At 59.8% G+C, this 13339-nt stretch carries 14 protein-coding genes and 2 pseudogenes; 7 read left to right on the forward strand and 9 right to left on the reverse strand.

What is annotated here, in order from left to right:
* The first annotated feature begins 113 nt into the window (after positions 1-113).
* Both M5E06_RS32960 and M5E06_RS32965 read left to right on the forward strand, forming a co-directional pair.
* On the forward strand, positions 114-428 hold the full coding sequence (locus tag M5E06_RS32960; protein WP_252141857.1) for a type II toxin-antitoxin system PrlF family antitoxin: 315 nt from the start codon (positions 114-116) through the stop codon (positions 426-428).
* The gene (locus M5E06_RS32965) at positions 419-907 is read left to right on the forward strand and encodes a type II toxin-antitoxin system YhaV family toxin (protein WP_502802029.1); all 489 of its coding nucleotides are present in this window, start codon (positions 419-421) and stop codon (positions 905-907) included. Before M5E06_RS32960 ends, M5E06_RS32965 begins: the two co-directional genes overlap by 10 nt.
* Before the next feature lie 10 nt (positions 908-917).
* On the opposite strand, the gene M5E06_RS35755 is transcribed toward M5E06_RS32965, so the two are convergent.
* The 3 genes and pseudogenes from M5E06_RS35755 to M5E06_RS32980 all read right to left on the reverse strand — a co-directional run bounded on the left by M5E06_RS35755 (position 918) and on the right by M5E06_RS32980 (position 2716).
* Positions 918-1133, reverse strand: a complete 216-nt coding sequence (locus tag M5E06_RS35755) for a DUF4351 domain-containing protein (RefSeq protein WP_286209124.1) — start codon at positions 1131-1133, stop codon at positions 918-920.
* A pseudogene (locus tag M5E06_RS32975) lies at positions 1126-1356 on the reverse strand (IS3-like element ISAzo10 family transposase); the annotation flags it as partial. The gene M5E06_RS35755 and the pseudogene M5E06_RS32975, both read right to left, overlap by 8 nt.
* 253 nt (positions 1357-1609) lie before the next feature.
* Positions 1610-2716 carry an ISL3 family transposase gene (locus M5E06_RS32980; protein ID WP_252141859.1) on the reverse strand — a complete coding sequence of 369 codons (1107 nt, stop codon included), beginning with the start codon at positions 2714-2716 and terminating at the stop codon, positions 1610-1612.
* A 598-nt stretch (positions 2717-3314) separates the two neighbouring features.
* On the opposite strand from M5E06_RS32980, the gene M5E06_RS32985 reads away from it, so the two are divergent.
* Positions 3315-3452, forward strand: coding sequence for a hypothetical protein (locus M5E06_RS32985; protein WP_252141860.1), 138 nt, complete (start codon positions 3315-3317; stop codon positions 3450-3452).
* 238 nt (positions 3453-3690) lie between these two features.
* On the opposite strand, the gene istB is transcribed toward M5E06_RS32985, so the two are convergent.
* Both istB and istA read right to left on the reverse strand, forming a co-directional pair.
* Positions 3691-4443 (reverse strand): IS21-like element helper ATPase IstB, encoded by a 753-nt coding sequence (gene istB / locus M5E06_RS32990; protein ID WP_252141534.1) that lies wholly within the window; start codon positions 4441-4443, stop codon positions 3691-3693.
* A gap of 9 nt (positions 4444-4452) precedes the next feature.
* Positions 4453-5979, reverse strand: coding sequence for an IS21 family transposase (gene istA / locus M5E06_RS32995; RefSeq protein WP_252141533.1), 1527 nt, complete (start codon positions 5977-5979; stop codon positions 4453-4455).
* On the opposite strand from istA, the gene M5E06_RS33000 reads away from it, so the two are divergent.
* The 4 genes and pseudogenes from M5E06_RS33000 to M5E06_RS33015 form a co-directional block, all read left to right on the forward strand.
* Positions 5978-6400, forward strand: a complete 423-nt coding sequence (locus M5E06_RS33000; RefSeq protein WP_252141861.1) for a hypothetical protein — start codon at positions 5978-5980, stop codon at positions 6398-6400. The genes istA and M5E06_RS33000 overlap by 2 nt on opposite strands.
* The gene (tnpA, locus tag M5E06_RS33005) at positions 6378-6806 is read left to right on the forward strand and encodes an IS66 family insertion sequence element accessory protein TnpA (protein WP_252141700.1); all 429 of its coding nucleotides are present in this window, start codon (positions 6378-6380) and stop codon (positions 6804-6806) included. Before M5E06_RS33000 ends, tnpA begins: the two co-directional genes overlap by 23 nt.
* A gap of 169 nt (positions 6807-6975) precedes the next feature.
* Entirely contained in the window at positions 6976-7410 is a 435-nt protein-coding gene (locus M5E06_RS33010; protein WP_252141862.1) for a tyrosine-type recombinase/integrase, read from the forward strand.
* Positions 7411-7446: 36 nt separating this feature from the next.
* Positions 7447-7747, forward strand: a pseudogene (locus M5E06_RS33015) (transposase); the annotation flags it as partial.
* A 120-nt stretch (positions 7748-7867) separates the two neighbouring features.
* On the opposite strand, the gene M5E06_RS33020 reads toward M5E06_RS33015, so the two are convergent.
* The 4 genes from M5E06_RS33020 to M5E06_RS33035 form a co-directional block, all read right to left on the reverse strand.
* Positions 7868-8728, reverse strand: a complete 861-nt coding sequence (locus M5E06_RS33020; RefSeq protein ID WP_252141863.1) for a class I SAM-dependent methyltransferase — start codon at positions 8726-8728, stop codon at positions 7868-7870.
* Between the two features lie 197 nt (positions 8729-8925).
* On the reverse strand, positions 8926-9915 hold the full coding sequence (locus M5E06_RS33025; RefSeq protein WP_252141864.1) for a glycosyltransferase family protein: 990 nt from the start codon (positions 9913-9915) through the stop codon (positions 8926-8928).
* Between the two features lie 84 nt (positions 9916-9999).
* Positions 10000-11844: a rhamnan synthesis F family protein gene (locus M5E06_RS33030; RefSeq protein ID WP_252141865.1), complete on the reverse strand. Its 1845-nt coding sequence runs from the start codon at positions 11842-11844 to the stop codon at positions 10000-10002.
* Positions 11845-11864: 20 nt separating this feature from the next.
* Complete coding sequence (locus tag M5E06_RS33035) at positions 11865-12893, reverse strand: hypothetical protein (RefSeq protein WP_252141866.1); 1029 nt, start codon at positions 12891-12893, stop codon at positions 11865-11867.
* Between the last annotated feature and the right edge of the window lie 446 nt (positions 12894-13339).

Raw genomic sequence — 13339 nt, forward strand, 5'->3', positions numbered from 1 at the left:
GGGGACGACGACGGCTACAGACCATGAACATACGTGCATCGCCCTTGAATAGGTAATGAAAATTCCTTACCTTGATCGCTGCGAGCGCATGGAGGGATGACATGACTCCGTCAATGATCGAGAAGACCTGCACGGTTACCGTCAAGGGGCAGACCACACTGCCGTTGGCGATCCGGCAGCTGCTCGGCGTAGCTGATGGTGGTCGGATCCTTGTCCGAGCTGAGGGGCATCGTATCACCATCGAGCCCGCCGACGAGGAGCACCGCGATCCCGCCATCGGCGCCTTCCTACGCTTGATCGCGGCCGACATCGCCGCTGGCGGTCATGTCAATGCGATGCCCGACGATCTGGTTGCGACGATGAGGCAGGTCCTTGAGGACAGTGACATCGACCTTGACGAGCCGATCGAAGGTGACGTGTGCCTCTGACGGTCAACGGTTGGACGCTGCTGTTCCACGACATGATGATCAGCCAGGTGAGGAACTTGGCCGACGCGTGTTTCCGCGCACGCGCAGCAGACCCTGACGGGTATCGGTCGAACGCCAACGTCCGCGTGCTAGCCGCCATTGCCAAGCTCGCCTTGCACAACATCCCCGACGATCCCGGCCGATCCGAGTACCGCCTCGGCAACACCATGGGTGAGGACTACAGGCACTGGTCGCGCGCCAAGTTCGGCAGTCGATTCCGACTTTTTTTCCGGTACGATAGCACCGCCAAGATCATCGTCTTCACCTGGGTGAACGATGAGAAAACACTTCAGGCTCGCGGCAGCCGAAGCGATCCGTATGCCGTTTTCAAAGCCATGCTCGGGCGCGACAACCCACCTGACAACTGGAAGGCTTTGCTCGCCGCAGCCAAGGATCTTCCAGACGACATACTGGGCTCAATGCAAGATATCACAAAGTAGATGCTCACGGTCAGTGCGCGGTCACCTCGAACACCGCATCGAGATCGGGGGCATCGAGCACCGCGTCCAGCCAAGCATCGAGCTGCTCAACGGTGGCTGCCTGCACCTGCGCCCGCCGGGTCTCCGGCACTGGCGGGAAGCGGCGCTCCAGCAGCCGGAGAAGCGTCTCAGCCTTGCCCTCGGCCTTGCGGAGCGGGTCAAGGTAGTTGTCGCCTGTCTCATGCAGCCACGTCGGTTTTTTGCTCGGCGTGGGGAGCGGCTGTGATTGCTGCGTCCCGCTCTGGGTTGAGGGTGACGGCGTCGATGGGCGTCCAGTCGCGCGTCGTGCCGCTCCACCGGGCCGGGTTGCGCTCCTTGGCCGCTTGGTAGAGGTCGTGGCGAGCGGCGAGGATCTCGCGGTCCAGGCCGGCGTGGCGCTGGGCGGGGGTGACGTATCGGATCCCTCTGTGCCAACGTCGAGTGAGACAGCCGCCTGCTGAAATGATCGGTAGAGGGCGCTGTTGAGGACCCGATGAGCACACCGACACTGCCCCACGTTTCCACCGCCCAGTCCGCTCCCGATCCGGAGGTGAGCGAGCGCCCGCAACGGCGCACGTTCAGCACCGCCGAGAAGCTGCGCTGTGCATCGGCCTGCAACACTGGGCCAGTTTCAGGGGTGATCGGCGTCCAATCACGGCTCTTCCTCAGATTTGATGACGGTGTTCAGGCTGCCATGAGCCTGATGCGCAGAAGGTCGGGGTTGGCGCGACCGTACATGGAGCGCTTGACGAGTTTGAGCCGTGTGATCTGCCCTTCCGTTTGCCCGTTGCTCCAAGGAGTGGTAAGCGCGGCATGAACCGCAGCGAAATCCGACCGCAGACCATCGGCGAAGGACCGCAGGTCGCTGGTGTCCGCGTCGTCCAGCCAAACGGACAGGGCATCGGCCTGGCGCTGCCGGATCATCGCGCCAAAGCGCCGGGCGAGTTCCTGCACTGTCGCCAGCTTCGGCGCGAGGGCGAACACCCGCTCCAGATAGCGACACCGCTCCGCCGTCCAGGAGGATGGGTCGGCAGTCAGCAACATCGCCACCCGACGGGTGGACGGGGCGGCGATCGGGGAAGCCAAGCGTTCCGGCCGGGCCGTTAGGCGTCGGCGGGTCGCCCACTCGGTCACCACCCGTAGGCTGCCGTCAAATCCCGCGGCCCGGAGTTCCCGCCACAGTTGGGCGCCATTGTGGCACCCTTCTCCCCATCGCCGTTCCAGAAAGGCCAGATGGGGAGCCAGAGAACTGTGGCGGGGACGATGCACCTCCGGTTCGCCACCGTGCAGAAACTTGCGCACCGTCTCGCGGGCGAAGCCAAGCCGTCGGCTGATGGCTCGCGCCGAGACGCCTTCGGCGCCCAACCGGACCACTTCCTTCCAGGTGGCGCGGCGGCGCTCCCAGCCGGTCCATTGCCGTCGTTCGGCGCTGGTCATCGGCGGTGGCGTGTCGCCGGCTGTCTCCGTAACCCTGGGGATGGTAGCGGTGTCGGAGGAGATCTTCTGTGCCGCCGCCCGGAGCGTCGGCTTATGCCGGTCCAGGATTGTCTGGACCGCCTGTCCGAGGTTCGCCAGCAAGTGCCAGCGGTCGGCCACCGCCACGGCCTGGGGTGCGCTGCGGCGGGCGGCATCAGCATAGACGGCTCCACGGTCGCGGCTGACCACGGCGATGTCCGGGCGCTTCTCCAGCCACCGGGCGGCGGTGTCCGCGTCGCGGTCTGGAAGTAGGTCAAGACTGCATGCCGTTCCAGGTCCACCAAGATGGTGCCGTACCGGTTGCCCTTGCGCCACGCGAAGTCATCGATCCCGACGATACGCGGGGCAGGGCGCGGAGCAGCTTCGGTCCGGCGGAGCAGGCGGAGGAGCGTGTCTCCGCTGGCCGGCATCGCCAATTGTTGCGCCAGCCGAGCGCCGGCCTCGCCGCCCAGCGCCAGACCGATCTGGCGTTGGAGATTGCCCAGCCGTGCGGTGCGGCGAGACCACGCTCCGGCTGTTATCTCCGGCAGGCGTTCAGCGAAAATCCGTCGCGGGCAGCCCGCCATCTGGCACCGGAAACGCCGCGCGGCGACCCGAACGGCAACTGTTCGTCCCTGCCAAGGCAGATCGGCCAGGGTGCGGGTGTAGCGGCTGTGCACACACGCCGACGGAGTGCCACACAGCGGGCAACACGCCGTAAGCGCTTCGGAAGCGGTCAGGATAAGGACACGATCCAGACCGGGCTGAACCTGCTGGACCAGAAGACCGGGGGGCAGGAGAGGAAGGATGCGTTTGGCCAAAGCAGAAACACGAGTTGATGGATTGTTCCCTCTATGTGCTCATTCGCCTTCACAAATCCCACGTCGTCATCAAATCTGAGGAAGAGCCAAAATTGGAAGCCGATTGACAGCTGATGCTGCGTTCGCGTCGGGCTGATCTGGTCGAGCAGGAGGTCTATGGGCTGCTGCTTGCCCACTTCGCGTTGCGCCTGCAGATTCCGATGAAGCCGGCCGGGTATTCCGATTTGAAGGCGGCCACCGTTCCGAACTGAAGCCGGCCAGCGTTCCGAAGGAAAGCGGCCGGGGTGGCGTATCCCCGCGAGGCGTTTTTCGTGTCGCATGAGCATGGCGTCGGGTCAAGCCGCCATGATCATGTCGAGGTGGAGGGCGTCCCCGGAATCCATAGGAGGGCCCCGGGCAAGCCGGTCGCGAGCGCGCCTCATCACGCTAGAGAGCGGCCGGCTTGCCTGGGAGGTGCCTGTGGAGCTCCGGGGGCGCCCGGCGGTCTCGTCACTCTCCGTCGGCCAGGGCTGGCTGGCGTCGCGGCTTGCGCATTGAGTCTCCGGTGAGGTCGATGCGGTAGGCGTTGTGAAGAATGCGGTCCAAGATCGCGTCCCCGAGAGTCGGATCCCCAATGAGTTCGTGCCAGCGGTCCGTGGGGATTTGGCTGGTGATCAGCAGAGAGCCGGCGTTGTAGCGGTCCTCTACGATCTCGAGCAGGTCGCGGCGCTGCTCTGCGTTCAGCGGCTCTGGTCCCCAGTCGTCCAAGATGAGAAGTCGCACGCGGGCGAAGCCACGCATCAGGCGGGCGTAACGGCCGTCGCCATGTGCCAGGGCCAGGGTCTCGAACAGCCGGGGCATCCGCTGGTAGAGTACCGATAGGTTTTCGCGGCAGGCACGGTGGCCAAGCGCGCAGGCCAGCCAGGATTTGCCGATGCCGGTCGGCCCGGTGATGATCACGTTCTGGTGGTCGTGGATCCATCGGCAGGTCGCCAGCTTCTGGAACAGCGCGCGGTCCAGCCCACGCGGCGCCCGGAAATCAACATCCTCGATCACAGCGGGATGGCGCAGCCGGGCGCTCTTGGCGCGTGCTTCGAAACGTTTCTGCCGCCGCAGCGTCACCTCGTGATCAAGCAGCACACCCAGCCATTCCTCATGGCTGAGGGTGCCGGCCTCGCGGTTGTTCTGCATCTCGCGCAACGCCTTGGCCATGCCGTGCAGCCCCAGGTCGCTGAGCTGGTCGAAGGTGGGATGGGAAAGCATGGTGGGCTCCTAATGAAAGTACCGCGAGCCGCGGATGTTGGCGTGGTCCAGCGCCGGCGCCTCGGGGCGGGCGGTGGAGCGAACCCGGTCCAGGTTGTTGCGTAGGATCGAGGCGATGCTGTCGGCAGTGGTGGCGCCGATCTCCAGTGCCCGGGCACTCACCGCCTCAGCGCGGGCCCGGTTGGGGCCGCGAAACAGCTTCAGCACGCCACGGCAGGTGCGGAAGCCCTGTTCCGGGTGCGGCCGGCTGGCGAGGATGGCGCGGATCAACGCCACAGTATTGGGGCCAAGGTCGCCGGCGTCCCGCTCGAAACGCTCGGGGCTCCACTCGGCGTAGCGGCGGTGTGCCGCCGGCATGTGCTCGGGCACGGTGCTGTGGCGCTCGCCGCCGTGCCGGCGGGCATGGGCGGCGATCCGTTGGCCGCGGTGAAAGAACTCCACCGTGGTGGCGGTGAGGCGTGCGTCGATCTGTTGGCGGATCAGCGTCGCCGGTACCGAGTAATAGAAGCCGGCGACCTCGACATGGTAGTCGGGGCCGACGCGCACGAGCTTCCACTCCGCGTATTCGTAGGGCGTGTCGGGCAGCGGCCGCAGCGCCGGCCGATCAAGCTGTTCGAACAACTCCCTGCGGCTGAGCCCGAGGCGGCGCTGGGGCCGTGTGTTGAGGTCCTCCAGCACCCGGTCGATCGCGCCATTGGCTTCGGCCAAGGAGAAGAACGGCAGATTGCGCAGCCGGCCGAGGATGAAGTACTGGGCGATGCGCACACCGGCTTCCACCTTGGCCTTGTCACGTGGACGACGCGGACGCGCCGGCAGGATGCCGACGCTGTAGGCGTGCGCCATGTGGGCGTAACTGCGGTTGAGCTCCGGGTCGTAAAAGGAAGCCTTGAGGACGCCGCTTTTCAGGTTGTCCGGCACGATCAGGCGCGGGCAACCGCCGAGGTCCTCGAACATGCGGACATGCGCCCCGATCCAATCGGGCAGTGTCTGGGTCCAGGTCGCCTCGGCGTAGGTGTAGTTGGAGGCGCCCAGCACGGCGATGAAGAGCTGGGCGGGCCGCACGGCGCCGGTGGCGGGATCGCGGATGGGCAGCGTCTTGCCGGAGTAGTCGACGAAGACCTTGTCGCCGGCCAGATGGGGCTGGCGCATGCTGGGGGCGAGCCGCGCCTCGAACTCCCGGTACAACTCGCAGTAGCGGCTGTAGCCGTAGCCGTCGGGATGAGCGGCACGGTACTCCTCCCACAGGATCATCAGCGTGACGCCCGGGCGTTTGAGTTCGCGGTGCATAGCCGCCCAGTCGGGTTCCGGACGCCGGCGGACGCCGGGGCGAATGTTCGGACGGGCGAACAGCCGCTCCTCCAGCTCGGCATCGCTGAGGTCGGGGGGCAGTGGCCAGGACAGGCCGGCGGCATGGGCGCGCTCCAGGTACTCCGCCACGGTGCTACGCGCGACACCGAGCTGGGCTGCGATTTGGCGATCGCTGGTCGGCAGCAGGCTGCCGAACTTCAGGCGAAACAATTCACGGATCTGCCGCATGGAAAGCCTCAAGGCTGGCATCCGCTCCTCCTGTCGGTTGGATCAGGAGGCGGTGCTTGATGGAAGCTCTCCTCGCGGGGAAGACGCCATCATCATGCCGACGATGGTGCCGGTCGCCTTCACAGCGGAAGGGTGGCCGGTTTCATGTCGGAATGGTGGCCGCCTTCAAATCGGAATGCCGGCCGGCTTGCGATCGGAATACTGGCCGCTTTGGCGTCGGAAACCGTGGCCGCTTTCAGTCGGAATCTGCATGCGCCACCTGATGGTGCAGGCTAGCCAAGCCCTCGGGGCCGCCGACTCCCGCGATCCGGACACGCTCTCCTTCCTGCACACGGTGCGTGTGGTGCGCCGCCATTTGCCGCTACATGCGGCGTTTTCCCCCTCGGCGACGGCAGCGGATGCTGATGATGATCCTGGCTGAAATCCGGGCGGTGCCCGCAGAACGGAGCCGCGGGCGCCACAATCCGCGCGTGGTGAAACGCAAGATGAGCAACTTTCCCACCCGCAGCCGAGCCGCCGCGACGGACCATCGCCGCTGGAGCTACGAGGACCACATCCACATTCTACCGCCCACTGACCTGCAGCCGCCGGCTCCCCTTCCCAAAACGCCTGAACCAGTGTCCGCGGCCGAACTGCCAACCACCACGGCAGATCGCCATGCCGCGACACCAGACCGCCAGCATGTCAAGGCGTGGCGCGCCAGCAGCCTATCGCGAGCCGACTACTGCCGCCGGCATGCCCTCAATCCAAACACCTTCAATCGTTGGGTGGACTGCCAACGACCCAGCGTCCGGCCAAACTACCGCAAGGTTCAAGGCGCCCTTTAACGACACGGTATTGGGGCTAGATCGAGCAGCAGCGCGAAGAACCAAACCGTAGCGGGAAAAAAGCAAGAACGCGCCTATCTCGGTCCTAAAGGATCGGGTTTGCGGCGCTAGGTTTTGGATCAAGCCGCACGACATCGCCGCCCTCCAGGACAGCCTGCGCAAGGAGGGCTTGGCCAACGGCACCGTGAACCGCTACACCGCCGTCGTCCGCCGGGTGTTCAACCTGGCGATCGAGTGGGAGGTCATCGAGGGGCGGAACCCGGCGCGCAAGGCGGAGATGCGGCGCGAGCACCACCGCGAGCGGTTCCTCACCGAGGCCGAGCTGCGCGCCTTGTTCCTCGCCCTCGACCAGGAGTCGAACCAGCTCGCCGCCAGCGCCATCGCCCTGCTGGCCGCGACCGGCGCCCGTCGCAGCGAGGCGATGAAGGCGAGATGGGAGCACGTCGATGTCGAGCGGCGGCTCTGGGTGGTGCCGGTCTCCAAGAGCGGCCGGCGCCGGCACATCCCGCTGTCCGACGCCGCGCTGCGCATCCTCGCCCGCCAGCCGCGCCCGGACGGCTGCCCGTGGGTGCCCTCTGCGTCAGGATGGTTGTCGCCCGGATAAGGTTGTCTGAATCCGAGGGCGATGAGGAGAGAGCTGTTGGGCAGATACCGACAAGCATTCAAGGACCGGGCGGTGGCCCGGCTGCTGCCGCTCGAGGCGGTAAGCCGGGAGCTGGGCGTCTCGGCGGCTACGCTCGAGCGCTGGCGGGCCGAGGCGCCGGGCAGCCCCGCCCGGACTGGGCTGGACGGCGGCCGCGCGCCTGGACGCGGTGCTCGCCACGGCGGCTTTGGACGAAGCGTCGAAGGGCGCCTGGTGCCGCGAAAAGGGCATCTACCCGGAGGAGCTGGCGCGCTGGCGCCAGGCCGCCACCCAGGCGCTCGCCGGGCCCGAGGAGGCCCGCTCCGCCGCGCCCTTGACTACGTCGCCAATGAGCCGGATTTCTGGAGCCATGCCTGACCCGAACCCTGCGAAAATGGCCAAAGTCCAGGCGGCAGGATATCAAATATAGGTCGCCCCATCATTTCTTTGACAAGATTAGAGCAAACCGATTCATTCCGAAGTGACAGCGATACAGGGACCAATAATTTACTAGTCGGCAGTAGCCGACAAGATTTTCTTTTACCTTCTCCCAAAAATCCCATGACAAATCGTTGAATACAAGGGCACCTCCACCCAGAGGGTTCCCATGGTAGACTGCAGGAAGTAAATGCTCTACCGTGCCATCATCTTTGATTTGGCACCGTACAACAGTTCTTTCTTGATAGGGGAAGAAGGGAAAAGTTACAATCCCCACGCCGCCAGGGGAAAGCACACGATGCAACTCAAGAACAGCCGCTAAAGGATCATGAACGTGCTCAACAACATCTAAGCAAACAACCGCCTGGAACGAGGACTCCGGATACGTCAATTTTGTAACATCTTGATGAATAATCCCATCATACTCCTCTCCGGAATTCTTATCGCTACCGAGAAACTCAGATCCCACAAGAGAATGTCCAATCGCAGAAAGAGCTGTAAAGAAATTGGTTTTGCGCTCTGTTAGATAGACAGATCCCCGCGTCTCAGCAAAGTGAGAGCGGAGTATGTCAGACGCAAACCGCATTCTTGAGTTGATTCGGCATTCTGGGCAAGAGCCAGTTTCGCTTAGCGCGAGCTCAATTCCCCCTCGTTCAGTCAGACGAGAGTGCCATGTGCCAAAGCTCATGTTTTGAAGCTTGCCGCAGCACCCACAGATCCCCGGTAAAGACGCTGGGTATGGAGACCTAATCAGCTCAAGTTCTGCGCTACGCCTAATCCTAACGCTAGAAGATGATGCATAATCAACCCAGTCTTCTTTATGTCTGAATTCAATTATTTCGACGCCATCGACCATTTTCATATTAAATTCTCTCTGGATTGTTCCAAGAAATGCATGATCCTAGCAGTTCACTTGCGTGGCATTGAGAAAGCACGGAGCAGTTGCCCCCCATTATCTCGACGGCTTTTCATGCCACAAATTTCGTTCCACATCCAGCTTAGATCGCTAGGCTTCAGTATTTGTGGCACTCAATTTGAAAGTGGGGCATACCCTCCATGCTACGCGAGGAACACTGGGGAGTAACGCGCCCTTATCAGATTGGCCCCTTCCTCCTGCGAATAGATATAGCTTTTAAACATATCTTTTTCAGAAGCACCAAAGAAAGATACCATCCCGTCCTCGTGCAATATCATCGCACCAGGTGTAATTTCTGACTCACTTGAAAATAGATCGCGGTTAGAGAGTCTTGCGGTAATCTCAGAGGCATAAAAGAAAACGTTTGGATCGTCAAATTTAGAACAGTCCATTTTCGAAATGTCTTCAGGAGTCATGCTCGCTGATACAGCTCCCCGTGCAAGCAATTTTTCCATGTTCGCGCGGATCCGCTGATGGGAGGAGAGCCTCGTATAGTGAAGGATAAATATCTCGTACGGCGCAACTCCATCTATATGCTCCGGACGCAGCTGCATGTTATGATTGGTAAACTCATGAATGACAGTATCTGATGATATTATTGGCTTGCCGTGAAGCAATCCGTCGTTCATGGCCATGGGATCAGAACCGCAGCAAAATATGTTTCTCGATCCAATCTGGTTATATAGCCAAATTGTATTAAAAACTCTGGCTCCCGAGCTGAAGTTTGATTTCAAAAACTCGATAATCTTGTAGTTAGCACTCCATGTCTCTCCGTCCGTCCGCATCATAAACTCATCGGTATCCAGAAAGCAGTAGAACTGACACGATTTCTGCAATGATTGGTACAGTTCAGGAAACAGAGAAGAGTCATGAATCCGGTTGTGGAGTCCGGAAAATCGCACTACCGTCAGCTCCCCCTCGCGTTTTTTGTAAATCGACATCACCTCATCGTCAGTTGATTCATTGTCGAAAATCACAATTCCGCCCTTGCCGACGATATTTTCATGGTGATCAAGCCACCACTCCAAGAAAAAAGGGTCGTTTTTGGTTTTCAGTATAATTTTAAGATCGGTCTTGATCTCAGAAATTCTCTCGACAACGCGATCACGATCATTGTTCCAGTCAAAAATCAAAGCGCACCTCTGTATGTTCTAGGCGTTGTAACATCTGCTTACGGGTGCTCAGGGACAGTCCGACAAGTCAGAAGTCATCCCCAGCTAGCAGAAGAATGGATCATCGCCATAGTGACAAATAACTGGGAGAACTGCCTTCCATTCGGCGTTCATGGGCTTTCGGCGCAGTACGCCGAGAAATTTTGTTTTCTGCATGACAGTCGGAATGTAGACACACGACACTCCACAATCGGAGGCATTTTGGATATCAGACACCATATTGTCGCCAAAATGGAGAATCCGCCCTCGCTCCCGATCGCGAAGATGCACCCACATATCGCCACGATCCTTCCGTTTGCCCATCTCAGAGGAGACGTAAACGGCATCCGCCTTCGGAATATTCAAGTGCCTGAAGATGGCCTCTAGCTCAGCGGTACTATAATACATGTCAGAGACATAGATAATCCGCTTCTGGCTGGCAGTCGCATAGCGGACCAACTCGATCACCGACGTCCGAGCGTGCATCGTGCTCATGTCCGTCCGGAATTCAAGATCAAGCCACCGTAGAGCTCTTTCCACGGACTCGCCGGTTAGCTTCGCCAACTGGTTGGCAATGTCAAGCTGCCGGACATCCCTATCGTCAGAAAGCGCAGTACGAGCCCGTACCTCTGCCTCCCACCTCAGCTTCCGGTAGGACGGCCCGATCCGATCACGAACGTCCTCCGGGTCGCGGACATCACGATATAGTAGAGTATCAAAAATATCAAAAGAGATGACATCCGCATCAAGGATGCAGTTCATCACGGAGGTTCGACTGACTGTCATGAGGTGGGCGATACCAGGTTCTTCGATAGTATTGAATTCACCAGCATCCGGCATCCACCGCAAGGTGGAAAAACCCGCATGCCGCGCAGCTGCCCCCAGCAGCCGCTCCAGTGCATGATGCACGGTACCGTCTGTCTGCCCCGCCTCCTCGGGAAAGTCTTCGTATTTCCACTTCCGCTGAAGCAGTGGCTCCATCACTTCCCGACGAGCCCAGAACATACCCCCAACAGGGTAGCTCGCAAACCCCTCTTCGAAATCCAGCCCCAATTCCTCGGCCAAGGTGAGACCCTGATGGGTATTCTTTAGCCAGTGATAAGCCCAGAACGGAAGTGCGGGGTGCTTCTCGGTGCACACAATTCCGTAGCGAGTTCCCTTGGAGAGCTGCCACAGAACGGCTTCCATATACTCAGGCGAGCCCAGCACCCCCGAGATGCAGTGGTAGCCCCAATCGTAGCGGGGGTGTCCTGTGTAAAGAGATTTCTTGCTGTGAACGTGACCAACGATGTCGTACTGCCGCAGCGCCTCACCGTATTCAACGAAGAGTGGGCCGAAATTTCTCCCTCGGTTCGGTGTTACACGTGCATGAACAGAGCCGCGCGCCACCTCACTTCTACCCCACACCTCAATAAAGCTATCAACCACATCTTGAAACGGTGATGTGATAAACAAATCAAATTCAAATTGCAGCATTGCCAATTGAGCAACCAGAACGCCCACATACTCACGATAATAAACATGGATAGTAACGGCAATCTTAGCCCTGATGCCCTCGTCTGCAGGCGGTTTTAGCTCCGAAAGCCTCAGGCGAGGCTGGATGTGGGGATAGTTATCCCGTACCGGATTGAGCAATCGTCCCTCGCTCCGGCCATGCAAGAGGTAATGCATGACCGGCGGATAGGGCCAGCCATCAGTCAGGATGTCTGGATAGCTGTCCAAATAGGAAAAGGTGGAGAACTTTTCAGAAGGATTTCGGGTATCGAAGCGACCATATTGCCAAAAGTGATTTATCGAATCTTCCAGTGTAAGGTCGGCGCCTACATACTTATCATTATAATAGTTCCGGTCGAAAAGACCGGAGCTAAGAAGCACTTGGCGAAAGTCGATAGTCTGGCTATTTTTTTCCATGATGCACGTCCATTTCATTATTAACGAAGGCCTGGAAGGAACTGGAATGGCCGAATTAAACCATTTCCAGAAATACAATCATCAACCTCGAGCAGACACCTCAAGCTCTCCGCTTCACGTGAACGGTTATGCCGGAGCTGGATAAGAAAGTTCTTACGTACATCGATTATTTGATCGATATTCTGATCTCCCAAACAGGCGGCGGCATCTATGAAGTCCTTAACTCCATCAACCAAGGCATAGGTTATGTGAAATTCGTCCTGTACTCTGGTTAACGGGCCGTACAGGAAGTCGATCTTGCCGCTGTCATCCCGCCGAACATCCCTTAGCTGACCCGTTGGCGCAGTCAGCACCGCTTCGAGAACAAGCGAAAGATCGACGAGCGCGTCGCCTGCACCGTGCTTGGCGTCGCTCGACCAGAACCCATCCGCCTTGATCGCGTCGCTGCCCGAGAAAAACATATAATAACCCTGAGTCTTAATGTTATAAATATCTGATAGAAGCCTCTGTATCGTTCCAGCAAACCCTACGTCGACGCATAGTAAGTTTTTGCGACTCCCGAGAAATGTCATGATGTATTCTCTGTATATTTCTCTTTTGCCTTCTATCTCCGCATGAATCGGCGCGGTGATATTGTTGATGATACCTGCCACCAACTCAGCGTCGCGCGGCAGGGACACGCGCACTCGCGGTGTCGGGCCAATTGTGGCCATGTCGGATGGTGAAAGCGCAAATCTGCCCTCAAGCAGGTCGGCCACAGAGCCCTCAAACGGATGGGAAAGCGCTAATGGCAGGAGTTGTTCTTTCCCGAGGGTCAGCTTGAACAGGAAGGCACGCGAGGCAGCAACGTGATGAAGTGGAGCAGTCGCTTGATGGCCAAATCCGGAGAGGCAGTGCCTCACAAGCCGGCGAAGATGAAATCCCTCTCGCGAAATGAATGCAGTTGACACGCCGTCTTCTATCACTTTCTTCGCGCACGAGATCGCAAAAGGACCGATAACCGGCCCCAGCATTATGTAGCCGAGCTCGCGCAGTGCTTTATACTTCATAATGAAGCTTGCTCCTTTGCATATAGGTTTGCCGCAGGTCAATGTGCGACCTGTTGTTGAGGCCGGAGGCAGTTTCCGGCGCTGAGTTGGTGAAACTCACCTCGGCAAACTACACTTTATCGGCAGCTTCTCTGCTTTGACCGCCTAATCGATCCTATTTTCCCCGATGCGAGTGGGGTGGAGCGGTGCGGAGTACTCGGAGGACGAGGATCTCAGCCTCTGCCAAATCCTGGTACTCGCTCGCGCCGGCCAGGAGCAGCTTCCACCCGAAGCGCTCCTGGTCTCACATAGTTCCCGCAGGTCGGGTCGGGTCAACCAGATCGTCCGCTTGACCTCGTCCAGCCGCGTGCGCGCCGACGCGCTCGTGCACTCGGCGACAGCATACGACGGCTCGGTCAGGTTCACGGAGACATCCATCAGGTAAGTGTTCGGTGCCATGGCCGCGG

Origin of the sequence: Azospirillum sp. A1-3, from assembly GCF_023806445.1 — a bacterium.
In the GTDB taxonomy this organism is placed as follows: Bacteria; Pseudomonadota; Alphaproteobacteria; order Azospirillales; family Azospirillaceae; genus Azospirillum.